The sequence below is a fragment of the Burkholderia humptydooensis genome, assembly GCF_001513745.1.
GTDB lineage: Bacteria > Pseudomonadota > Gammaproteobacteria > Burkholderiales > Burkholderiaceae > Burkholderia > Burkholderia humptydooensis.
This window is the reverse complement of record NZ_CP013380.1, coordinates 618,424-639,674: the sequence shown is the minus strand read 5'-3', so window position 1 is coordinate 639,674 and position 21,251 is coordinate 618,424. Positions and strand designations below refer to the sequence as shown.

General features: G+C 65.2%; 21 protein-coding genes and 1 tRNA gene. 8 read left to right on the top strand and 14 right to left on the bottom strand.

What is annotated here, in order from left to right:
• Positions 1-234 precede the first annotated feature (234 nt).
• The 7 genes from AQ610_RS02960 to AQ610_RS02935 all read right to left on the bottom strand — a co-directional run bounded on the left by AQ610_RS02960 (position 235) and on the right by AQ610_RS02935 (position 8,094).
• Positions 235-813 (bottom strand): histone H1-like DNA-binding protein, encoded by a 579-nt coding sequence (locus tag AQ610_RS02960; protein WP_009913641.1) that lies wholly within the window; start codon positions 811-813, stop codon positions 235-237.
• Positions 814-841: 28 nt separating this feature from the next.
• Positions 842-1,168, bottom strand: a complete 327-nt coding sequence (locus tag AQ610_RS32500; RefSeq protein ID WP_009913643.1) for a hypothetical protein — start codon at positions 1,166-1,168, stop codon at positions 842-844.
• Positions 1,169-1,244: 76 nt separating this feature from the next.
• The gene (locus AQ610_RS02955; RefSeq protein WP_015602388.1) at positions 1,245-2,459 is read right to left on the bottom strand and encodes a ribonucleotide-diphosphate reductase subunit beta; all 1,215 of its coding nucleotides are present in this window, start codon (positions 2,457-2,459) and stop codon (positions 1,245-1,247) included.
• A gap of 367 nt (positions 2,460-2,826) precedes the next feature.
• Positions 2,827-5,814 (bottom strand): ribonucleoside-diphosphate reductase subunit alpha, encoded by a 2,988-nt coding sequence (locus AQ610_RS02950; protein WP_043282265.1) that lies wholly within the window; start codon positions 5,812-5,814, stop codon positions 2,827-2,829.
• A gap of 459 nt (positions 5,815-6,273) precedes the next feature.
• Entirely contained in the window at positions 6,274-6,864 is a 591-nt protein-coding gene (ampD, locus tag AQ610_RS02945) for a 1,6-anhydro-N-acetylmuramyl-L-alanine amidase AmpD (protein ID WP_006025196.1), read from the bottom strand.
• On the bottom strand, positions 6,861-7,181 hold the full coding sequence (locus tag AQ610_RS02940) for a PP0621 family protein (protein ID WP_006025195.1): 321 nt from the start codon (positions 7,179-7,181) through the stop codon (positions 6,861-6,863). The genes ampD and AQ610_RS02940 overlap by 4 nt, the downstream gene beginning before the upstream one ends.
• Before the next feature lie 13 nt (positions 7,182-7,194).
• Complete coding sequence (locus AQ610_RS02935) at positions 7,195-8,094, bottom strand: cytochrome C assembly family protein (protein ID WP_006025194.1); 900 nt, start codon at positions 8,092-8,094, stop codon at positions 7,195-7,197.
• An 87-nt stretch (positions 8,095-8,181) separates the two neighbouring features.
• Here AQ610_RS02935 and ffh point away from each other — a divergent pair, with 87 nt between their 5' ends.
• Positions 8,182-9,549, top strand: a complete 1,368-nt coding sequence (ffh, locus tag AQ610_RS02930) for a signal recognition particle protein (protein WP_006025193.1) — start codon at positions 8,182-8,184, stop codon at positions 9,547-9,549.
• A 97-nt stretch (positions 9,550-9,646) separates the two neighbouring features.
• A complete protein-coding gene (locus AQ610_RS02925) occupies positions 9,647-10,198 on the top strand; it encodes a hypoxanthine-guanine phosphoribosyltransferase (protein WP_006025192.1) in 552 nt (183 codons plus the stop codon).
• A 155-nt stretch (positions 10,199-10,353) separates the two neighbouring features.
• On the opposite strand, the gene AQ610_RS02920 is transcribed toward AQ610_RS02925, so the two are convergent.
• Together AQ610_RS02920 and AQ610_RS02915 are read right to left on the bottom strand one after the other, a co-directional pair.
• A complete protein-coding gene (locus tag AQ610_RS02920) occupies positions 10,354-10,956 on the bottom strand; it encodes a MarC family protein (protein ID WP_006025191.1) in 603 nt (200 codons plus the stop codon).
• A gap of 31 nt (positions 10,957-10,987) precedes the next feature.
• Positions 10,988-12,724: a proline--tRNA ligase gene (locus AQ610_RS02915; RefSeq protein WP_009917153.1), complete on the bottom strand. Its 1,737-nt coding sequence runs from the start codon at positions 12,722-12,724 to the stop codon at positions 10,988-10,990.
• A 218-nt stretch (positions 12,725-12,942) separates the two neighbouring features.
• Between AQ610_RS02915 and AQ610_RS02910 the strand changes: the two genes are divergently transcribed.
• Complete coding sequence (locus tag AQ610_RS02910) at positions 12,943-13,593, top strand: RNA pyrophosphohydrolase (RefSeq protein ID WP_006025189.1); 651 nt, start codon at positions 12,943-12,945, stop codon at positions 13,591-13,593.
• An 85-nt stretch (positions 13,594-13,678) separates the two neighbouring features.
• Positions 13,679-14,236 (top strand): CNP1-like family protein, encoded by a 558-nt coding sequence (locus tag AQ610_RS02905; RefSeq protein ID WP_006025188.1) that lies wholly within the window; start codon positions 13,679-13,681, stop codon positions 14,234-14,236.
• Between the two features lie 128 nt (positions 14,237-14,364).
• On the opposite strand, the gene proB is transcribed toward AQ610_RS02905, so the two are convergent.
• From proB to rplU, 4 genes are all read right to left on the bottom strand, one after another.
• Positions 14,365-15,483, bottom strand: coding sequence for a glutamate 5-kinase (proB, locus tag AQ610_RS02900; RefSeq protein ID WP_006025187.1), 1,119 nt, complete (start codon positions 15,481-15,483; stop codon positions 14,365-14,367).
• A gap of 84 nt (positions 15,484-15,567) precedes the next feature.
• Complete coding sequence (gene cgtA, locus AQ610_RS02895; RefSeq protein ID WP_006025186.1) at positions 15,568-16,686, bottom strand: Obg family GTPase CgtA; 1,119 nt, start codon at positions 16,684-16,686, stop codon at positions 15,568-15,570.
• A gap of 181 nt (positions 16,687-16,867) precedes the next feature.
• Complete coding sequence (gene rpmA, locus AQ610_RS02890) at positions 16,868-17,131, bottom strand: 50S ribosomal protein L27 (RefSeq protein ID WP_006025185.1); 264 nt, start codon at positions 17,129-17,131, stop codon at positions 16,868-16,870.
• 28 nt (positions 17,132-17,159) lie between these two features.
• The gene (gene rplU, locus AQ610_RS02885; RefSeq protein ID WP_006025184.1) at positions 17,160-17,471 is read right to left on the bottom strand and encodes a 50S ribosomal protein L21; all 312 of its coding nucleotides are present in this window, start codon (positions 17,469-17,471) and stop codon (positions 17,160-17,162) included.
• A 221-nt stretch (positions 17,472-17,692) separates the two neighbouring features.
• Here rplU and AQ610_RS02875 point away from each other — a divergent pair, with 221 nt between their 5' ends.
• The 4 genes from AQ610_RS02875 (at position 17,693) to AQ610_RS02860 (ending at position 20,687) form a co-directional block, all read left to right on the top strand.
• Positions 17,693-18,685, top strand: a complete 993-nt coding sequence (locus AQ610_RS02875; protein ID WP_009917157.1) for a polyprenyl synthetase family protein — start codon at positions 17,693-17,695, stop codon at positions 18,683-18,685.
• A gap of 41 nt (positions 18,686-18,726) precedes the next feature.
• Positions 18,727-18,803: transfer RNA gene (locus tag AQ610_RS02870), tRNA-Pro, on the top strand.
• A 159-nt stretch (positions 18,804-18,962) separates the two neighbouring features.
• Positions 18,963-19,772, top strand: a complete 810-nt coding sequence (locus AQ610_RS02865) for a site-specific integrase (RefSeq protein WP_006025182.1) — start codon at positions 18,963-18,965, stop codon at positions 19,770-19,772.
• Positions 19,773-19,799: 27 nt separating this feature from the next.
• On the top strand, positions 19,800-20,687 hold the full coding sequence (locus tag AQ610_RS02860; RefSeq protein ID WP_006025181.1) for a site-specific integrase: 888 nt from the start codon (positions 19,800-19,802) through the stop codon (positions 20,685-20,687).
• Positions 20,688-20,693: 6 nt separating this feature from the next.
• Here the strand turns inward: AQ610_RS02860 and AQ610_RS02855 are convergent, their stop codons facing one another.
• Positions 20,694-21,029, bottom strand: coding sequence for a helix-turn-helix domain-containing protein (locus tag AQ610_RS02855; RefSeq protein ID WP_009917159.1), 336 nt, complete (start codon positions 21,027-21,029; stop codon positions 20,694-20,696).
• Between the last annotated feature and the right edge of the window lie 222 nt (positions 21,030-21,251).

Below are 21,251 nucleotides of genomic sequence, written 5' to 3'. Positions count from 1 at the left end.
CGGCGCCGGCGGCCACGTCCGGCATGCCGGAGCACGATGCGGCGCGCGCCGCACGAACGAAAACGCATGCGCATCTTTGCGCATGCGTTTTTTTATGCGCGCCGTCCGGACACGGGCGGCGCACGGCGGCCGCCATGAAAAAATCCCGCCACCGGCGAGCCGATGACGGGATCTCGATCGAGTAGGACTACTCGATTCAGGACACGACGGTGTCCGCTTTGGCGCAGCGAGTCTTTACGGACGGCTGCCGGTCGGGAACGGCCATGCCGCTGCCGGGTTGAGCGCGGTCTTCACGCCCGATGCCGGAGCAACCGATGCCGTCGACGCCGTCGTCGCCGGCGCAGCCTTCTTCACGACCGCCTTCTTCGGCGCAGCTTTCTTCGCAGCAGCCTTCTTCGCCGGCGCGGCCTTCTTCGCAACAGCCTTCTTCGCAACAGCCTTCTTGGCGGCAGCCTTCTTCGCCGGTGCGGCCTTCTTCGCCGCGACCTTCTTCACGGCGACTTTCTTCGCAGCGGCTTTCTTCGCCGGCGCCTTCTTCGCGGCAACCTTCTTCGCCGCAACCTTCTTCACGGCGACTTTCTTCGCAGCAGCCTTCTTCGCCGGCGCCTTCTTGGCAGCGACCTTCTTCGCTGCGACCTTCTTCGCCGGTGCAGCCTTCTTCGCCGCGACCTTCTTCGCCGCAACCTTCTTCACGGCGACCTTCTTCGCCGCAACCTTCTTCACCGCTGCCTTCTTCGCCGGTGCGGCCTTCTTGGCAGCGACCTTCTTCGCGGCAACCTTCTTGGCGGCCGGCTTCTTCTTGGCAAGTGCCATCATTTTCTCCTTCAGGTTCAGATGAGAGTCAGTTCAAACTACACCCTTCGTCAAAACCCGCTTCCCGCGGACGTTTGTCAGCACGTGCGCTGCGAAGCGGGCTATTCATCGGCGTACGCGGATGACACTTGCTTACGCTAATGAATACGGTATGGCGCGCCGTGCCCCTTGGCACCGCGCGCCAAATCAAGTCGGCAGCCGGCGCGCCCTGCACCGCCGCCCCTAATCGCTTGATCGAGCCGGCGGCCGCTCGGCCGCCCGCCCTTTCCGGAGGGAAGTTTGCCCATCCCACTGAAGGGTTCGCAAAGTGCCTGTCGTGTACTTGGGCCCTTGAGGCGCCGGACATGCTTTGCATCAGGCGTTCTTGCTCCTAAACCTTGCGCCGGGCTGCGCCCGGCATCCACATCGTTACTCGTCGGCTGCGCGTCGGGTCATTCCCACGACAGCGCACCGCCCGTCTGATACTCGATCACCCGCGTCTCGAAGAAGTTGCGCTCCTTCTTCAAGTCGATCATCTCGCTCATCCACGGGAACGGGTTTTCCTCGTTCGGGAACAGCGGATCGAGGCCGATCTGCTGGCAACGGCGGTTGCTGATGAAGCGAAGGTAGCTCTTGAACATCGACGCGTTCAGGCCCAGCACGCCGCGCGGCATCGTGTCCTCCGCGTAGCGGTACTCGAGATCGACCGCGTGCTTGAACAGCTCGCGGATCTCGGCGCGGAATTCGGCCGTCCACAGGTGCGGGTTCTCAAGCTTGATCTGGTTGATCAGGTCGATCCCGAAGTTGCAGTGCATCGACTCGTCGCGCAGGATGTACTGGTATTGCTCCGCCGCGCCCGTCATCTTGTTCTGACGGCCGAGCGCGAGAATTTGGGTGAAGCCGACATAGAAGAACAGGCCTTCCATGATGCACGCGAACACGATCAGCGACTTCAGCAGCTTCTGATCGGCCTCCAGCGTGCCCGTCGTGAAGGCCGGATCGGTCAGCGTATGGATGAACGGAATCAGGAACTCGTCCTTCGCACGGATCGCCGCGACCTCGTGGTACGCGTTGAAGATCTCGCCTTCGTCGAGGCCGAGCGATTCGACAATATATTGGTACGCGTGCGTGTGGATCGCCTCTTCGAACGCCTGGCGCAGCAGGAACTGCCGGCACTCGGGCGCCGTGATGTGGCGGTACGTGCCGAGCACGATGTTGTTCGCCGCGAGCGAATCGGCCGTCACGAAGAAGCCGAGGTTGCGCTTGACGATCCGGCGCTCGTCTTCCGTCAGGCCGTTCGGGTCCTTCCAGAGCGCGATGTCGCGGGACATGTTGATTTCCTGCGGCATCCAGTGATTCGCGCAGCCGGCCAGGTACTTCTCCCACGCCCACTTGTACTTGAACGGGACGAGCTGGTTGACGTCGGTCTTGCCGTTGATGATGCGCTTGTCGGCGACGTTGACCCGCGCTTCCGAAGCGACGGCGGCCGATGCATTCGGCGCCACGGCGAAATCGCCCGCGAAGATGTCGCGGGCCGACGAAGCTTGATGAGCGGCAGGCACCGCGGCCTGCAATCCGACAGCCATTCCTGCGGGGTCGCGCATCGCGTTGTGCTGCGCTCCGCTCGCGGGAGTTACGGCAGTCTTCTCGTCATCCCAGTTGAGCATAAATTCTCACCATCAATTTAGATCGGTTTGTACCATCTTTTCCTGAGCGATAAAAGGGTTCGCTCATGAAAAATCCTTTTTTCGATTCGCGTTGCAACCTCGATACAACACTTTGAGCAACGCATCGTCGTTCATGCGGAGCGCGATGTGTGCCGCGCGTGATTCGCGAGGAGCGCTCGACGCATCGAACGCGGATCGAAGCGCGACGTCGTCGGGGGATGTTTCGATCACTCTTCCCGCTCGCTGCAACGCGCTCGCCGCGTTACAGATTCCTTATCATTTTTTTAGTAGAGAGCGGCGCGCACTTCAACCTTTATCGGTCTTCGTCACGCGCCGCTCGCGCTCGTTTCGCGCTACGCGCGCCGCATCACTGGCACGCTTCGCACTCTTCGAAGCCCGGATCGCCCGGACGCATCGTGCACACCGGGCCGTCCGCCTCGATCGGCGCCGCGCTCATCGCGCCCGACGGCGCATCGCCGCCCGCCGCGCCGAAGCCGCCCGCCGCGCCTTGCGCGCCGCCCGCCGCCCCGCCGCTCGCGCCGCCCGAAGTCGGCACCGCGTTCAGCGCGCCGTGCGCGACCGTCGACTTCTCGACGTGCGTCGCCGCCATCGTGCGCAGGTAGTACGTCGTCTTCAGGCCGCGCAGCCACGCGAGCTTGTAGACCTCGTCGAGCTTCTTGCCCGACGCGCCGCCCATGTAGATGTTCAGCGACTGCGCCTGGTCGATCCACTTCTGACGGCGCGACGCCGCCTCGACGAGCCACTTCGGATCGACTTCGAACGCGGTCGCGTAGATCGCGCGCAGGTCGGCCGGGATGCGGTCGATGCGCGACAGCATGCCGTCGAAGTACTTCAGGTCGGCGACCATCACTTCGTCCCACAGGCCGCGCTCCTTCAGGTCGCGCACGAGGTACTCGTTGACGACCGTGAACTCGCCCGACAGGTTCGACTTCACGTACAGGTTCTGGAAGGTCGGCTCGATGCACGCCGACACGCCGATGATGTTCGAGATCGTCGCCGTCGGCGCGATCGCGACGCAGTTCGAGTTGCGCATCCCGAACGAGTCGATCCGCGCGCGCAGCGCCGGCCAGTCGAGCGTCGCGCTCGTGTCGACTTCGACGTAGCCGCCGCGTGCTTCCGTCAGCAGCTTCAGCGTGTCCTGCGGGAGGATGCCGCGATCCCACAGCGAGCCGCGGTAGCTCGAATAGCGGCCGCGCTCCTCGGCCAGCTCGGTCGACGCCCAGTACGCGTAGTAGCAGACCGCCTCCATCGAGCGGTCGGCGAACTCGACCGCCTCGCCGGAAGCATACGGCGTGCGCAGCAGGTGCAGGCAGTCCTGGAAGCCCATGATGCCGAGGCCGACCGGGCGGTGCTTCAGGTTCGAGTTGCGCGCCTTGGCGACCGCGTAGTAGTTGATGTCGATGACGTTGTCGAGCATGCGCATCGCGACGCTGACCGTGCGCTTGAGCTTCTCCTCGTCGAGTGCGTAGGTGCCGTCGGCCTGCTTCGCGAGGTGCGCGACGAGGTTCACCGAGCCGAGGTTGCAGACGGCGATCTCGGCGTCGCTCGTGTTCAGCGTGATTTCCGTGCACAGGTTCGACGAGTGGACGACGCCGACGTGCTGCTGCGGCGAGCGCACGTTGCACGGGTCCTTGAACGTGATCCACGGGTGGCCCGTCTCGAACAGCATCCCGAGCATCTTGCGCCAGAGCTGCTGCGCCGGGATCTTCTTGAAGAGCTTGATCTCGCCGCGCGCGACCTTTTCTTCGTAGCCGACGTAGGCCGCCTCGAACTCGGCGCCAAACTTGTCGTGCAGGTCCGGGCAAGTCGACGGCGAGAACAGCGTCCAGTCGCCGCCTTCCATTACGCGCTTCATGAACAGGTCGGGAATCCAGTTCGCCGTGTTCATGTCATGCGTGCGGCGACGGTCGTCGCCCGTGTTCTTGCGCAGCTCGAGGAATTCCTCGATGTCGAGGTGCCACGACTCCAGGTACGCGCACACCGCGCCCTTGCGCTTGCCGCCCTGGTTCACGGCGACCGCCGTGTCGTTGACGACCTTCAGGAACGGGACCACGCCTTGCGACTTGCCGTTCGTACCCTTGATATGCGAGCCGAGCGCGCGCACGCGGGTCCAGTCGTTGCCGAGGCCGCCCGCGAATTTCGACAGCAGCGCGTTGTCCTTCAGCGCCTCGTAGATGCCGTCGAGGTCGTCCGCGACCGTCGTCAGGTAGCACGACGACAGTTGCGAGCGGCGCGTGCCCGAGTTGAAGAGCGTCGGCGTCGAGCTCATGAAATCGAAGCTCGACAGCACGTTGTAAAACTCGATCGCGCGCGCTTCGCGGTCGATCTCGTTCAGCGCGAGGCCCATCGCGACGCGCATGAAGAACGCCTGCGGCATTTCGATGCGGGTGCCGTCGACGTGCAGGAAGTAGCGGTCGTACAGCGTCTGCAGGCCGAGGTAGCCGAACTGCAGGTCGCGGCTCGCGTCGAGCGCGTCGCCCAGGCGCTTCAGGTCGAACTGCAGCAGCTTGTCGTCGAGCAGCTCGGCTTCGACGCCGCGCTTCAGGAACTGCGGGAAGTACTCGGCGTAGCGCGTCGCCATTTCCGCCTGCGTCACCTCCTCGCCGAGGATTTCGCGGCGGATCGTGTGCAGCAGGACGCGGGCCGTGACCTGGCTGTACGCCGGGTCCTTTTCGATCATCGTGCGCGCGGCGAGGATCGACGAATCGTAGACCTGCGTCATCGGCACGCCGTCGTACAGGTTCTTGACCGTTTCCGCGACGATCGGCTCGGGGTTCACTGCGTCGCCCAGGCCTTCGCACGCCGATACGATCAGCGCCCGCAGCGCGTTCAGATCGAGCGCTCGCGTGACGCCGTTGTCCGTCACGTTGATGCCGCCGGCGGCCGACGATTCGACGGCCGCCGCCTCGCCCGCGTGGACGCGCTCGAGGTGGCGCTTCTCGCGATACAGCACGTACGCGCGCGCGACGTTGTGCTCGCCGCCGCGCATCAGCGCGAGCTCGACCTGATCCTGAATGTCTTCAATATGAAACGTGCCGCCGTTCGGGCGGCTGCGCACGAGCGCGCGCACGACGGTTTGCGTCAGTTGCTCGACGAGCTCGCGCACGCGCGCCGACGCCGCGCCCTGGCCGCCGTTGACGGCGAGGAACGCCTTCGTCACCGCGATCGCGATCTTCGACGGTTCGAACGACACCACGCTGCCGTTGCGGCGGATCACCTTGTAGTCGGCGTACGTCGTCTGCAACGCAAGTGCCGGCGCGCCTTGTGCGCCCCCGGCGAGAGGGCGGTTCGCCGCGCTCTCGAATTGGGACGTCGCGTTGTCGGTGGTTTGCATGGGCAAAACTCCTGGTGTTGGGTGATGCGGCAAGGAACCGCGGATTAAAACGAACGGTGCGCCACAAGGTGCGCGGGCGGTAAGACGCGGAAGAAGCGGCGGCGGCGCCGGTCGGGCCCGCGCGATACGCTCGATTCCACACTGGCCTTCATCATGCGTATCGCGCCTCTGGCTGCACTTTTCCACGCGGGTCGCAGCGCGCCGGACCGCCGGCCGGATGCGCCGCACTGAGAATGTCGCGGGCCGGCGGCGACGCCGGGACCGCGGTCGGGAGCGGAAAACGCCCCGATCGACACACTATATGTAGTGCCGAACTGCTCGATTGGCCCCAAGTATAGTGGAGCCTCGCCGAAGCGCCAAAGGAAAAATTTGCTCGCGATCTATTGACAAGCGCGATACGCCGACGCGGCAAGGCACGGCCAGCGAAACAATGCGACGCACATCAAAAAGACCACGCGCTCAGTGCTTCCGATAGGGAAAGTATCGCGGCGGGAAACCGGCATCGTCAGCGAGACGTTGCCAATCGAAGTGCGGACCGGGATCGGTCTTGCGTCCGGGCGCAACGTGCTCGTGGCCCGCGAACGCATCGATCGGGTAATGCGCGGCGAGCGCGCGCGCGAGCGCGGCGAGCGTTGCATACTGCGGCGCGCCGAACGCGACGTCATCCGCGCCTTCGAGTTCGATGCCGACTGAAAAATCGTTACAGCGCTCGCGGCCGAAGAAGCTCGACGCGCCTGCGTGCCACGCGCGCGCGTCGCACGACACGAACTGGATCAGCGTGCCGTCTCGCCTGATCAGGAAATGCGCGGAAACCCGCACGCCGCGCAGATGCGCGGCGTAGTACGGATGCGCGTCGCAGTCGAGACGATTCTGGAACAGCTCGACGATCGCGTCGCCGCCGAACTCGCCGGGCGGCAGGCTGATGTTGTGGATCACGACGAGCGAGACGACCTCGCCGTCGGGCCGCGCTTCGAAATTCGGCGACGGCTCGCGCCGCGCGCCGTCTACCCAGCCGTCGGCGCCGACGGCGAAGCGCCCCGCTTCGCTCATTGCTCGCTGCGGCTGCCCGAATGCGCGGCGTGACGCGCCGCGTGCTCCGGACTGCAGAAATACTCGCCGCCCGCGGCGATGGCGTCGCTCTTCGGCGCATGCACGCCGCATTCCGCGCAGCGGACCATCGGCTCCGGCAGCGCGGCGTCGCGCGCGCGGCCCGCATGTGCCGCGCCGCCCGTGCCGGGCGCGGAATCGGCCGTGCGGCCCGTGCCGCCCGCGAACGGGCCGTCGCCGCGCGCCTGCGCCTGGCGAATCTTTCTCGCGACCCACGAGCTCGCGAAGAACAGCACGATAAGAAGAAGGATTTGTCGCATCGGGTTCAGGTGTTCAGACCACGGAACGGTGCAGCAGCACCTCGAGAACGAAGCGGCTGCCGACGTACGCGAGCAGCAGCGCGACGAACGACGCGAGCACCCAGCGCGCCGCGCCGCGGCCGCGCCAGCCGGACGTCTTGCGCGCGACGAGGAGCCCGCCGAACATCAGCCAGGACAGGATCGCGAACACGGTCTTGTGATCGAGCTTGAGCGCGCGCGCGTCGATCTGCTCGCTGAACAGGATGCCCGTCGCGAGCGTCAGCGTGAGCAGCACGAAGCCCGCGCCGATCAGGCGGAACAGCAGCTTCTCGAGCGTGAGAAGCGGCGGCAGCGTGTCGAGCCAGCCGGCGACCCAGCCCGACGACTCGCGCAACCCGTCGTGCCGCAGCGCGTGCAGGCGCCGCTCGACCATCAGCATCAGCACCGCGTGGAGCGCCGCGATCGCGAAGAGCCCGTACGCGATGTTCGCGATCAGGAAGTGCACCTTGAAGAGCGGCGCCGCCGCATACGGCAGCACGCGCACGCCGCCGAACGCGAGCGGCAGGAGCGACGCGACGCCCGCGAGCGGCAGCACGAGAAGCCGCATCCCGTCGAGCGGGAAGAAGAAGCTCTCGATCCAGTAGATGCCGGCGCCGAGCCAGAACATCGCCGACAGCGCGAATGCGAAGCCGAACACCATCGCGTCGTGCGGGAAGATCGTCATGTGCAGCAGCACCCCATGCGCGAGCAGCGCGACGCCGAGAAGCGCGCGCCCGAGCCCGCCCATCCCGCCCGAAGCAGGTTCGCGCGCGGGCGGGACGGCCGGCACGCTCGCGACGAGCGGACGCGCCGCGCCGGCGCGGCGCGCGCGCCAGCCGGCGGCGGCGAGGCCGCCGTACAGGAGCGCGGTGAGGGCATACAGTACAATATCCATGTTCGAAGTTTACACTAGGCCCCCAACCCGCGACGGCCGGCTTTTTGTCCCACTCGCGCCCGCGGGCCTCACTGTCCATCGCTCCCCATGCTCGACAATCTCACCCAACGGATGGCGCGCGTCGTCAAGACGCTGCGCGGCGAGGCCCGGCTCACCGAGGCAAACACCCAGGAGATGCTCCGCGAAGTGCGGCTCGCGCTCCTCGAGGCCGACGTCGCGCTGCCCGTCGTCCGCGACTTCATCGCGAAGGTCAGGGAAAAGGCGCTCGGCGAGGACGTGGTCGGCAGCCTGTCGCCCGGCCAGGCGCTCGTCGGCGTGGTTCAGAAGGAACTGACCGCCGTGATCGGCGGCGACTACGAAGGCAAGGCGGCCGAGCTGAACCTCGCCGTGACGCCGCCCGCGATCATCCTGATGGCTGGCCTCCAGGGCGCCGGCAAGACGACCACCGTCGGCAAGCTCGCGAAGCTCCTGCGCGAGAAGTACAAGAAGAAGGTGCTCACGGTGTCGTGTGACGTCTATCGCCCCGCCGCGATCGCGCAGTTGAAGACGGTGAGCGAGCAGGTCGGCGCCGACTTCTTCCCGTCGACGCCCGACCAGAAGCCCGTCGACATCGCGAACGCGGCCGTCGACTGGGCCAGGCGCCATTATCACGACGTGCTGCTCGTCGACACCGCGGGCCGCCTCGGCATCGACGAAGCGATGATGCGGGAGATCGCCGCGCTGCACGCGGCGCTCGAGCCGGTCGAGACGCTGTTCGTCGTCGACGCGATGCTCGGCCAGGATGCCGTCAACACCGCGAAGGCGTTCAACGACGCGCTGCCGCTCACGGGCGTCGTGCTCACGAAGCTCGACGGCGACTCGCGCGGCGGCGCTGCGCTGTCGGTGCGCCACGTGACGGGCAAGCCGATCAAGTTCGTCGGCGTCGCCGAGAAGCTCGACGGCCTCGAAGTCTTCCACCCGGACCGAATGGCAAACCGGATCCTCGGGATGGGCGACATCCTCGCGCTCGTCGAGGAAGCGCAGCGCGGCGTCGACATCAAGGCCGCGGAGAAGCTCGCCAACAAGGTGAAGAAAGGCGGTGACTTCGACCTGAACGATTTCCGCGCGCAGATCTCGCAGATGAAGAACATGGGGGGGCTGTCGTCGCTGATGGACAAGCTGCCCGCGCAGTTCCAGCAGGCCGCCGCGGGCGCCGACATGGGCCAGGCCGAAAAGCAGATCCGCCGGATGGAAGGCATCATCAATTCGATGACGCCCGCCGAGCGCGCGAAGCCCGAGATCATCAAGGCGACGCGCAAGCGCCGGATCGCGGCGGGCGCGGGCGTGCCGGTGCAGGAGGTCAACCGGATGCTCAATCAGTACGACCAGATGCGCACGATGATGAAGAAGCTCAAGGGCGGCAACCTGCAGAAGATGATGCGCGGCATAAAGGGCATGATGCCCGGCCTGCGCTGATTCGCCGCGGCGCCGCGCGCGGGTATATGCTGTAGCGCGTGGCGTCGCATTGTTTCATTCTTATTGGTATCCCAGACGAGACCGCTCGCCAGACCTCATGAATCGAGAAGAAGCCCTCCACATTTTCCAACACTCCGAAGAGATCGTCTCCGCTGGCGAAGTCAACGCGTCGATCGGCCGGATGGCCGAGGAGATCCGCGGCCAGATCGGCGAGGAGTTTCCGCTCGTGCTGTCGGTGATGGGCGGTGCGGCGGTGTTCACCGGCATGCTGCTGCCGCACCTCGATTTCCCGCTCGAATTCGACTACATCCACCTGACGCGCTACCGCAACACGACGAAGGGCAGCCCCGAGATGCACTGGCGCGTCGCGCCGCGCGAATCGGTGAAGGACCGCATCGTGCTCGTGCTCGACGACATCCTCGACGAAGGCGAAACGATGGCTGCGATTCGCGACCGCATCCTCGAGATGGGTGCGAAGCGCTTCCTGTCCGCCGTGCTGTGCGAGAAGACGCTCGCGAAGGCGAAGCCGCTGCACCCTGACTTCTGCGGGTTCGCGGTGCCCGACCGCTACGTGTTCGGCTGCGGGATGGATGCGAAGGGCTACTGGCGCAACCTGCCGACGATCCGTGCGCTGACGGCGGACGTCTGACGGAACCCATGCGGCGGCCCCGGCTGCCTCGCGCCGGAGACAAAAAAAGCGGCTCGCGCATCGTGCGCGAGCCGCTTTTCCTTATTGGGCGGCACCTGATTTGATTGGGCGCCTGGCCGCGGCGCGCGGCCTCGACCGGTTGCCCCGCCGGTTCGTCATAACTGGCGAACGAACGCGCGGATGCCCGCCATCATCATCTCGACGGCAATCGCGACGAGCACGAGCCCCATCAGCCGCTCGAACGCGATCACGGTGCGCTCGCCGAGCCACTGCTGAATCCGTTCGGCAAGCACGAGCGTAAACGCACAGACGAGCATCGTCACGGTCAGCGCGCCGGCCCATTCGAGCATCTTGCCGGGCGCCTGCGACGTGAGCAGCATCACCGTCGCGAGCGCCGACGGCCCGGCAAGCGCCGGAATCGCGAGCGGCACGATGAACGGCTCGCCGCCCGCGCGCGGATCGTTGCCGAGCGCGCCGTCCGGATGCGGAAAGATCATCCTGAGCGCGATCAGAAACAGCACGATCCCGCCGCCGATCCGCATCGACAGGTCGGTCAGGCTCATCATCCGCAGAAAGCGGTCGCCGACGACCATGAAGAACAGCAGGATCACGAACGCGATCGCGACTTCGCGCAGGATCACCTTCACGCGACGCTCGCGCGGCACGTCCCGCAGCGCCGCGATGACGAGCGGGATGTTGCCGAGCGGATCGGTGATGAGAACGAGGAGCACCGTCGCCGACAGGAAATTCGACTCCACCGCACTCCTCCGCTTCGTCGACGGCCGGCGATCAGCGAGCGAGCGCCGCGCGGACCTTTTCGGCGACCGCCGTCGCGGCCGAATCGGCGGGCAGCAGCGTCGCTTCGGCGTCGCGGCGGCCCTGATACTCGATCTTGCCGTCCTTCAGGCCGCGCTCGCCGATCACGAGGCGGTGCGGCACGCCGATCAGTTCCCAATCCGCGAACATCACGCCCGGACGCTCGCCGCGATCGTCGAGGATCACGTCGACGCCCGCCGCGACGAGATCCGCGTAGAGCGTGTCGGCCGCTTCGCGCACCGCATCGCTGCGGTCGTAGCCCATCGGGCACAGCACGACTTCGAACGGCGCGATCGCTTCGGGCCAGACAATGCCCTTGTCGTCGAAGTTCTGCTCGATGGCCGCGCCGAGAATCCGCGTGATGCCGATCCCGTAGCAGCCCATCACCATCGGCTGCGTCTTGCCCGATTCGTCGATGAACGTCGCGCCCATCGCGTCCGAGTACTTGGTGCCGAGCTGGAACACGTGGCCGACTTCGATGCCGCGGCAGATGTCGAGCACGCCCTTGCCGTCCGGCGACGGGTCGCCCGCCTTCACGTTGCGGACGTCGGCGATCACGGGCTCCGGCAGATCGCGGCCCCAGTTCACGCCGGCGATGTGGTAGTCGACCTCGTTCGCGCCGACGACGAAATCGCTCATGTTCGCGACCGTGCGATCGGCGACCACGCGCACCGGCTTCTTCGTGCCGATCGGGCCGAGATAGCCGGGCGGCGTGCCGAACCACTCGACGATCTCCGCCTCGGTCGCGAAGCGATAGCCGGCCAGGCCCGGCAGCTTCGCCGCCTTGATCTCGTTCAGATCGTGGTCGCCGCGCAGCATCAGCAGCCAGACCGTCGGCTCGGCGCCTTCGTTGTCGGTGGCGAGCACGATCGACTTGATCGTGCGCTCGAGCGGGATGCCCATCAGCTCGGCCACCGCCTCGCACTTCGCCTTGCCGGGCGTCGCGACCTTCTGCATCGCCTCGGCGGGCGCCGCCCGGCTCGCGAGCAGCGGCAGCGCCTCGGCCGCCTCGACGTTCGCCGCGAAGTCGGACGTCGGACAATAGGCGATCGCGTCCTCGCCGGTATCGGCGATCACGTGAAACTCGTGCGAGCCGCTGCCGCCGATCGAGCCGTTGTCGGCCGCGACCGGACGGAACTCGAGGCCGATCCGCGAGAAGATCCGCACGTACGCGTCGTACATCTTCTTGTACGACTCCTTGAGGCTTTCGTGATCCTTGTCGAACGAGTATGCGTCCTTCATGATGAATTCGCGGCCGCGCATCACGCCGAAGCGCGGACGGATCTCGTCGCGGAATTTCGTCTGGATCTGATAGAAGTTCACCGGCATCTGCCGGTAGCTCTTGATCTGGTTGCGCGCGATGTCGGTGACGACTTCCTCGTGCGTCGGCCCGATCACGAATTCGTTCTGCTTGCGATCCTTGAAGCGCAGCAGTTCGGGACCGTACTGCTCCCAGCGCCCCGACTCCTGCCACAGCTCGGCGGGCTGCACGGCGGGCATCAGCAGTTCGATCGCGCCCGCCCGGTTCATCTCCTCGCGCACGATCGCCTCGACCTTGCGGATCGAGCGCAAGCCGACCGGCAGATAGTTATAGATGCCGCCGGCGACGCGGCGGATCATGCCGGCTCGCACCATCAGCTTGTGGCTGACGATCTCGGCGTCGGCGGGGGCTTCCTTCAGGGTGCCGATAAAGAAACGGGAGGCTCTCATGCGAACGGTTCCATTAGCGGCGGCCAACGCGGGCCGCCCGAAAAAAGTCTAAAGGTGAATTAACGGCTGCGCCCCGCGGTATGCGGCGCAGATGACATACCAGACAAATCGGGGACAGTGTAGTTGACGCACCCCGCCCGGATTCGCTCCGTTCCGGTGCGCAACGCCCGTTATCTGTTTATAATCAAAGCAATTTTAAAGGATTCGAAGGTGGTTGTATGCTGGATCGTGAAGGCTTTCGCCCGAACGTCGGCATCATCCTCTTGAACGCGCACAACGAGGTGTTTTGGGGCAAGCGGCTCCGCGAGCATTCCTGGCAGTTTCCGCAAGGGGGCATCAAGTATGGCGAGACCCCGATGCAGGCGATGTACAGGGAACTGCACGAGGAAACCGGGCTGCTGCCGGAACACGTCAAGATCATCGGCCGCACTCGCGACTGGTTGCGTTATGAGGTGCCAGACAAGTTCATCAAGCGCGAAGTGCGCGGCCATTATCGCGGCCAGAAGCAGATCTGGTTCCTGCTGCGAATGGTCGGCCGCGATTGCGATATCTGCCTGCGGGCGACGGATCATCCGGAGTTCGACGCGTGGCGCTGGAACGAATACTGGGTACCGCTCGACGCCGTGATCGAGTTCAAGCGGGATGTGTATCAGTTGGCGTTGACCGAACTGTCGCGTTTCCTGCGCCGCCCGGCGCAGCGTTCCGACAAGTCGCGCGGTCCGCGCGCGCTGCGCTATCCGCGCGTCGCGAACGGGCACGCGGCCACGGAGACACCGGCAGCGATCGACACGTCGGCAGTCTGTTCGGAAGTCGAGCCGGGCGCGAGCGCGCTCGACGAAATCCCTCCCCGCCTGATTCTGCGCGACTGACGCGCAGGCTCGTTCGACGGGAATGAAAACGCATGACCAGGCGCGGCATTGAAGGATGCCGCGCCTTTTTTACGAGGCACCCATATTGAAAGCGATTGTTCTTGCCGCCGCGTCGATTGCCGCGGCCGCCGCGCTGGCCGGCTGCGCCCATTCGAACACCCCGTCCAACAAGGACGATAGCGAGTTCGTCTACTTGCTCGACCGTCAGCCGCAATGGACTGAAAACAAGGTCGAGAAGCTGCCGCCGCTGCCGCAAACGAGCGATCTGCTGCCGTTCAACGTGTCGCAGAACACGCCGCTCAAGTTCTTCGTCGATTCGAAGTCGCTCGACGTCGGCACCGATGGCGTCGTTCGCTACGTCGTCGTCGTGACGAGTCCGGCGGGCGCGCGCAACGTCAATTACGAAGGCATTCGCTGCGACACCTACGAATGGCGCCAGTACGCGGGCCTGAACGCCGACCACGACGGCTGGGACCGCACGATCGAGACCGACTGGCAGCGGATCGAGAACGGCGAGCTGAATGCGTACCACGCTGCGCTCTATCAGGACTTCTTCTGCGCGAACAAGATGCCGGCGGCCAAGCGTCCGACGATCATCGAGAACATCCGCTACAACCGCACGCAGCTCAATCAGATCCGCTGATCGGGTGCGGCAGGCTGTGCCCGTCGCTCAGACGCAGCCTGCCGGCGACCGGAGGCGAATACGTCACAACGCGCGGGCTTTTGCCATTTGCTTCCGCTTCGAGCGACGCGCAACGCGACACGCCGCCGTCAGACGAGCACGAGATTGTCTCGATGGATCAACTCGGGCTCGAGAAGGTAGCCGAGCACCGCTTCGATCTCGCCGCTCGGCTTGCGCTGGATCAGCTTCGCTTCGGCACTGCTGTAATTGGTGATCCCGCGCGCGACTTCGCGGCCGGTATCGTCGACGCACGCAATCACTTCGCCGCGCGCGAACACGCCCTGCACGGCGACGACGCCGATCGGCAACAGGCTCTTGCCGCCCGCCGTCAGCTTGTCGACCGCACCCGCATCGATGACGACGTGGCCACGCACCTGCAGGTGGTCTGCCATCCACTGCTTGCGCGCCGCCATGCGCGCAGTGCGCGCGATCAGTTGCGTGCCAATCGCCTCGCCCGACGCGAGCCGCACGAGCACGTCGCGCTCGCGGCCGCTCGCGATCACCGTGTTCGCGCCGCTGTGCGCGGCGCGCTTCGCCGCGAGAATCTTCGTCAGCATGCCGCCGCGGCCGATGCTCGAGCCCGCGCCGCCCGCCATCGCTTCGAGCTCCGGCGCGCCGGCGCTCGCCTCGGCGACGAGCGTCGCGCCTGGGTCCTTGCGCGGGTCGGCCGTGAACAACCCCTGCTGGTCGGTCAGGATGATGAGCGCGTCGCCCTCGATCAGGTTCGCGACGAGCGCGCCGAGCGTATCGTTGTCGCCGAACTTGATTTCGTCGGTGACGACGGTGTCGTTCTCGTTGATGATCGGCACGACGCCGAGCCGCAGCAGCGTGAGGAGCGTCGAGCGCGCATTCAGGTAGCGTTCGCGGTCGGCAAGATCCGCGTGCGTGAGGAGAATCTGCGCGGTGCGAATCCCGTGCTCGGCGAAACGGCTTTCGTACACCTGCGCGAGACCCATTTGCCCGACGGCCGCGGCAGCTTGCAGTTCGTCGATCTCGCGCGGCCGCTTGCTCCAGCCGAGGCGCTGCATCCCTTCCGCGATCGCGCCCGAGCTGACGAGCACCACTTCCTTGCTCGCGCTGCGCAGCGCGGCGATCTGGGCGGCCCATCGGCCGATAGCGTCATGATCGAGCCCGCGGCCGTCGTTGGTCACGAGGCTCGAGCCGACTTTCACTACCAAGCGCTTCGAATCGGCGATGATCGAACGCATCGTGCGCTGTCTCCTTGAGTGATGCGCGATTGAATCCCGTGCGCCGGGCAAATCGCTCGGCGCCGTTTGCGACGGACGAGACGCTCAGGGCGCGTCGGCTTCGCGCTCGTGCGGCTCGCCAACTGCGGGCGGCGCGTCGCGAAAGCGCACGTCCGACGCCAGATCCTCCGCGAGCTCGGCGCGATGCGCTTCCGAATGCGCGACGAGATAGTCGTAGATCGCGTAGACAAGGCCTTCGCAGCCCTGCCCCGTCAGCGCCGAAATCTCGAACACGGGGCCCGTCCAGCCGAAGCGCTCGATGAAATCGGCGACGCGCGCGCCGCGCCCGTCCTCCGGCACCATGTCGAGCTTGTTCAGCACGAGCCAGCGCGGCTTCTCGTACAACGATTCGTCGTACTTGCGCAGCTCGCCGACGATCGCCTTCGCCTCCGCAACGGGATCGACGCTCTCATCGAACGGCGCGAGATCGACGAGATGCAGCAGCAGCCCCGTGCGCTGCAGATGCCGCAGGAACTGGTGGCCGAGACCCGCGCCTTCCGCCGCGCCTTCGATCAGGCCCGGAATGTCGGCGATCACGAAGCTCTTGCCCGGCCCGACGCGCACCACGCCGAGATTCGGCGCGAGCGTCGTGAACGGATAATCGGCGATCTTCGGCTTCGCGTTCGACACCGACGAAATGAACGTCGACTTGCCCGCGTTCGGCATCCCGAGAAGGCCGACGTCCGCAAGCACCTTCAGTTCGAGCTTCAGCATGCGCCGCTCGCCCGGCTTGCCGTCCGTCTTCTGGCGCGGCGCGCGGTTCGTGCTCGACTTGAAATGCAGGTTGCCGAGGCCGCCCGCGCCGCCCTTCGCGACGAGCACCTTCTGGTCGTGCTCGGTCAGATCGGCGATCAGCTCGCCCGTATCCATGTCGTTGATGACGGTGCCGACCGGCATGCGCAGCGTGATGTCGTCGCCGCCCTTGCCGTAGCAATCCGAGCCGCGGCCGTTCTCGCCGTTGCGCGCCATGTGCTTCTTCGCGTACCGGTAGTCGATCAGCGTATTGATGTTGCGATCCGCGATCACGTACACGCTGCCGCCGCGGCCGCCGTCTCCGCCGTCCGGTCCGCCGAACGGAACGAATTTCTCGCGGCGCATCGACGCGCTGCCATCGCCCCCGTCCCCGGCGATGACCTCGATTCGCGCTTCGTCAATGAACTTCATCCGTCACTCCGTCCAGTATGTGCTGCCATTCCTGCTATTGTGCCGCGCGACGCCGCGCTTGACCAATCGGCCGAACGGCCGATGCGCGCCGAATGCTTGCGCGCAGGACGCGCGCAAAATAAAAAAGGCCCCGCTGCTACCGCGGGGCCTTTTTTGGCTACGAAGCCCGTCGCGCCTGAGCTCAGGCAGCGGCCGGAACGACGACGACCGTGTGCTTCTTGTCGGCGCCCTTCGTCGTGAACTTCACATGGCCGTCGACCAGCGCGAAGAGCGTGTGGTCCTTGCCCATGCCGACGTTTTCGCCCGCGTGCATGCGCGTGCCGCGTTGACGCACGATGATGCCGCCCGCGTTGATCGCCTGACCGCCATACACCTTGACGCCGAGGCGCTTCGACTCGGAGTCGCGGCCGTTCCGGGACGAGCCGCCTGCTTTTTTGTGTGCCATCTGATTGCTCCTTTACCGAGGGAGGCGCTTACGCGTTGATCGCGTCGATGCGCAGCTCGGTGTAGTTCTGGCGGTGGCCGCCGTGCTTTTGGTAGTGCTTCCGGCGACGCATCTTGAAGATGGTGACCTTGGCATGACGACCGTGAGATACGACGGTAGCCTTGACGGAAGCCCCACTGACCAGCGGCGTACCGAATTTGATCGATTCGCCTTCGCCCACTGCGAGAACCTGGTCGAGCGTGATTTCTGCGTCAATGTCTGCCGGTATCTGTTCTACTTTCAGTTTTTCGCCAACAGCAACCTTGTACTGCTTGCCGCCGGTTTTTATGACCGCGTACATTGAAAACCTCACTCTGGATCCATTTTTCCGTGCACCGTGCGCGGAAAACGCGTGATTATACATAGAGTTAGCGCCTCAGTCAAAGCTCATCCGCGCCTGTCGTGTCCGACCGTGGCGCGGACATCGGCCGAACGGCCGAAAAACGCGCGATGAGGTCGCACGACGGCCCGGCTCGACGGCGATTCGCCTTATAATCCGCGGCACTACCCATTTCCATCATCATGTCGTCGACTGCCACCCCCTCCCTCAGCGCCGCCCACTTGCTCGCCCCGATCGCAAGCGACATGGAGCAGGTGAATCGCGTCATTCGGCAAAGCCTCGCGTCCGACGTGCTGCTGATCAACCAGATCGCCGAGTACATCATCGGCGCGGGCGGCAAACGGCTGCGGCCGGCGCTTCTTCTGCTCGTCGCGGGCGCGCTCGGCGAAAACACGAACCAGAAGCACGTGCTCGCGGCCGTCGTCGAATTCATCCACACGGCGACGCTGCTGCACGACGATGTCGTCGACGAATCCGAGTTGCGGCGCGGCCGCAAGACCGCGAACGCGCTGTTCGGCAACGCGGCGAGCGTGCTCGTCGGCGACTACCTCTATTCGCGCTCGTTCGAGATGATGGTGGGCGTCGGCAAGATGCGCGTGATGGAGATTCTGTCCGAGGCGACGACGATCATCTCCGAAGGCGAAGTGCTGCAGTTGCTGAACATGCACGACGCCGATGTCGACGAAGCCCGCTACATGCAGGTGATCCGCTACAAGACCGCGAAGCTGTTCGAGGCCGCCGCGCGGCTCGGCGCGGTGCTCGCGGGCGCCGACGCGCCGACGGAAGCCGCCGCCGCCGAGTACGGCCGCCGGATCGGCACCGCGTTCCAGATCATGGACGACTGGCTCGACTATGCGGGCACCGCCGAATCGATGGGCAAGAACGCCGGCGACGATCTGCGCGAAGGCAAGCCGACGCTGCCGCTCATCTATCTGATCGAACGCGGCACGCCCGAGCAGTCGACGCTCGCGCGCGAAGCGATCGAGCACGGCGGCACCGACCGCTTCGACACGATCTTCGACGCGATCACGCTTTCGGGCGCCCTCGACCATACGCTCGAATGCGCTCGCCAGGAGGCTCAGGCGGCGGCCACGGCAATTTCTTCATTTCCCTCTTCCGTTTTCAAAGAGAGCCTGCTAGAATTATGTTTTTACTCGACGTCACGTCAGTCTTGATCTAGACCAAAGCGACGAATCAGTACGAATCGAGTACAAATCGGGGTGTAGCTTAGCCTGGTAGAGCGCTACGTTCGGGACGTAGAGGCCGGAGGTTCGAATCCTCTCACCCCGACCAGGTTTCCTTGCAAAAACAGCGGACTAGATGTCCGCTGTTTTTGTTTTCAGGGTCAGCAGTGGCAAATCAGTGGCAATCTCCGCCACTTCGCTGCAAATCGCGAATCATCCCCCTGTCCTACGCCTATACGGTGCTCCACAACCTTGGAGCATCGCTGCCATGGCGTCCATCGAGAACCGCTCGCGCATCCGTGTCACCGTCCGCAATCGCGACGACCTGACCCGCACCTTTTCCCACAACGCCGACAAAGCCATCCAGCGCTACGTCCAGACGCTGCAGTTGCAAGGACTCAAGCCGAGGCTGGCCAGCCTCGACAACCACTATGTCGTCCGCACGCGCAGCGTCGCGCACAAGAACCAGTTCCTCACCGCGCATAGCGAAGCGGAAGCCATTGCCATCAAGCAGCGCATTGAGAGCGAGCAGCGCCAGGGGCTGTTCATCGACTATGCGAAGGGGCATAAGACGACCCTCGCCGACCTGCTGATTCGTTACCTCCGCGACGAGGCGCCGCGCGATAAGAGCTTCGAGGTCCTCGGCTACAAAATCAATGCGTGGCTGGAGGATGCAGGGTTGCCCCGGCAGGACCTCGCCGAGATTCGCGACGCGCATCCTAATCCGTGCCCCACGGTCGCGGCCATGAAAATCCGCAGGTCCACTGGCACTCGCGTCGGACAGCCGTCGGAGACCAGCAAGTTCATCCGCAAGCCCTTCGCCGCCATCGTCCCGGACGACTTCGCCGACTACATCGAGGAGCGCTGCCAGGTAGTCGAGCCAAGCACGGTGGACCGCGAAATCGACATCTTCTCGGCGGTCTGCCACATCGCCATCGACACCTGGCGGATTCACGTCGCCAAGAACCCGATGGATGGCGTGCGCCGGCCCCGCTACTACAACGAGCGGGACCGCCGCCTGAAGGATGGCGAGGAGGCGCGCTTGCTGGAGACCGCCCACGAGGAGGACCGTGCGTAATCCATCGCTCTGCGCCTAGAGCAACTGATGGCAGCAGAGCGCGAGGACGCGAACAATGCGACCACCGTGTACCGGCGCAAGCAGGTTATCAAGGACGCTCGGCAGCGCTACCAGGCGGAAGCCGAGCGGACGTACGAGCACATTCCGATGCTGGAGACTTTCATCCACTTCCAACTGATGACCGGGGCCCGCCGAAGCGAGACGCTGACGCTGACCTGGTCGAACGTGAACCTGGACGGCCAGGCCGCGTTCCTGCCAGAAACCAAGAATGGCCGGCCCCGCACCTTGCCTCTTCGCAGCGACCTCGTCGAATTGCTGCGCCAGTTGTCGCGCACCAGCGAGCTGGTGTTCCCAATTGGCGTCGACGGCCTGCGCAAGGCCTGGCAGCGCATTTGCATCGCCGCGGGCTTGACTGGCGGCGACGAGGTGCGCATCCATGACCTTCGTCATGAAGCGATTTCCCGCGTCGCCGAAGCCGGCAGCCGCACGCCGGGCGGGTTCTCGCTCGTCGACCTTCAGCACTTCAGCGGCCACCGCGATACCCGCATGCTGCTGCGCTATGCGCATCTGTGCGCGGGAAGCTTCGCCAAGCGGCTCGATGACGCTTTCCGGGTCGACTCGCCCGATTCGACGCTCCACCGTGGCCGACTTCGGCTCAAACAGGGTGCGTCCGTCTCGCTCAAAGAGATGTTGGACGACCATGCGTCGGCACCGTCAACCGCCCCGCTCGCCGACGACGTTGCGCCGTCAACGCGCGGTCCGAACGTCGCCAATACGATGCAGTCTTCAAGAAGCAGCCGTGAGAGTCTGGACGCTCGCGCCTGTCCGCAAACAGAGGAGCCGGTCTCATCGACGACATCGACCGGCTCGGCGGGGAACGTCATCCGCGTCGATTTTGCTCGCCGGGTCGCGTGACGGCCACTACTTGTTACGCTTGCCTGCCAAGATGGCGTCAATCATGGCCTTGATATGCTTGCGCTCGGTCTTGGGCAGGCGCACCCACGCGAGCACGAGGTCTGCAAGCTCGTCGTCTTCGCAGTAGAAATAGGCCGCAGGGAGATGAAGCGCCTCCGCCAGTTTGGCGGCGATGCCAAATGGGGGCTCGTGCGTCCCCGTTTCATAGCGGCTCATGCGAGCACTGGCCGTGCTCTCGTCGAGCCCAATCTGGACGCCCAGCCGGTCTTGCGGGATATCCGCCCGCTGCCGCGCAGCCCGCAGGCGGCGGCCGAATAGGGTGGCGGGCTCCTTTCTCGTCATCCTGCGAATATCGTAGGATTGCCTTGCCGTTTCTCTACGTAATTCGTAGAATCCAATGCCCGCGCTGGTGCCGCCACCTGCCAAGTGGAATTTCAGCGCCACCTGAGGGTCAAGCCGTGCATGTGACGCGGCGCCAGTTTCCCCCACCCAGGTCCCAGTTGGGCACGCACCACCCGAAACAAAATGCGGAAGGAGGTCCATCTGTGGATGGCCATCGGACAC

Coding starts and splice junctions, on each gene's coding strand:
- AQ610_RS02960 (WP_009913641.1), bottom strand. CDS start 813: ATGGCACTTGCCAAGAAGAAGCCGGCCGCCAAGAAGGTTGCCGCGAAG.
- AQ610_RS32500 (WP_009913643.1), bottom strand. CDS start 1,168: ATGCAAAGCATGTCCGGCGCCTCAAGGGCCCAAGTACACGACAGGCAC.
- AQ610_RS02955 (WP_015602388.1), bottom strand. CDS start 2,459: ATGCTCAACTGGGATGACGAGAAGACTGCCGTAACTCCCGCGAGCGGA.
- AQ610_RS02950 (WP_043282265.1), bottom strand. CDS start 5,814: ATGCAAACCACCGACAACGCGACGTCCCAATTCGAGAGCGCGGCGAAC.
- ampD (WP_006025196.1), bottom strand. CDS start 6,864: ATGAGCGAAGCGGGGCGCTTCGCCGTCGGCGCCGACGGCTGGGTAGAC.
- AQ610_RS02940 (WP_006025195.1), bottom strand. CDS start 7,181: ATGCGACAAATCCTTCTTCTTATCGTGCTGTTCTTCGCGAGCTCGTGG.
- AQ610_RS02935 (WP_006025194.1), bottom strand. CDS start 8,094: ATGGATATTGTACTGTATGCCCTCACCGCGCTCCTGTACGGCGGCCTC.
- ffh (WP_006025193.1), top strand. CDS start 8,182: ATGCTCGACAATCTCACCCAACGGATGGCGCGCGTCGTCAAGACGCTG.
- AQ610_RS02925 (WP_006025192.1), top strand. CDS start 9,647: ATGAATCGAGAAGAAGCCCTCCACATTTTCCAACACTCCGAAGAGATC.
- AQ610_RS02915 (WP_009917153.1), bottom strand. CDS start 12,724: ATGAGAGCCTCCCGTTTCTTTATCGGCACCCTGAAGGAAGCCCCCGCC.
- AQ610_RS02910 (WP_006025189.1), top strand. CDS start 12,943: ATGCTGGATCGTGAAGGCTTTCGCCCGAACGTCGGCATCATCCTCTTG.
- proB (WP_006025187.1), bottom strand. CDS start 15,483: ATGCGTTCGATCATCGCCGATTCGAAGCGCTTGGTAGTGAAAGTCGGC.
- cgtA (WP_006025186.1), bottom strand. CDS start 16,686: ATGAAGTTCATTGACGAAGCGCGAATCGAGGTCATCGCCGGGGACGGG.
- rpmA (WP_006025185.1), bottom strand. CDS start 17,131: ATGGCACACAAAAAAGCAGGCGGCTCGTCCCGGAACGGCCGCGACTCC.
- rplU (WP_006025184.1), bottom strand. CDS start 17,471: ATGTACGCGGTCATAAAAACCGGCGGCAAGCAGTACAAGGTTGCTGTT.
- AQ610_RS02875 (WP_009917157.1), top strand. CDS start 17,693: ATGTCGTCGACTGCCACCCCCTCCCTCAGCGCCGCCCACTTGCTCGCC.
- AQ610_RS02865 (WP_006025182.1), top strand. CDS start 18,963: ATGGCGTCCATCGAGAACCGCTCGCGCATCCGTGTCACCGTCCGCAAT.
- AQ610_RS02860 (WP_006025181.1), top strand. CDS start 19,800: ATGGCAGCAGAGCGCGAGGACGCGAACAATGCGACCACCGTGTACCGG.
- AQ610_RS02855 (WP_009917159.1), bottom strand. CDS start 21,029: ATGACGAGAAAGGAGCCCGCCACCCTATTCGGCCGCCGCCTGCGGGCT.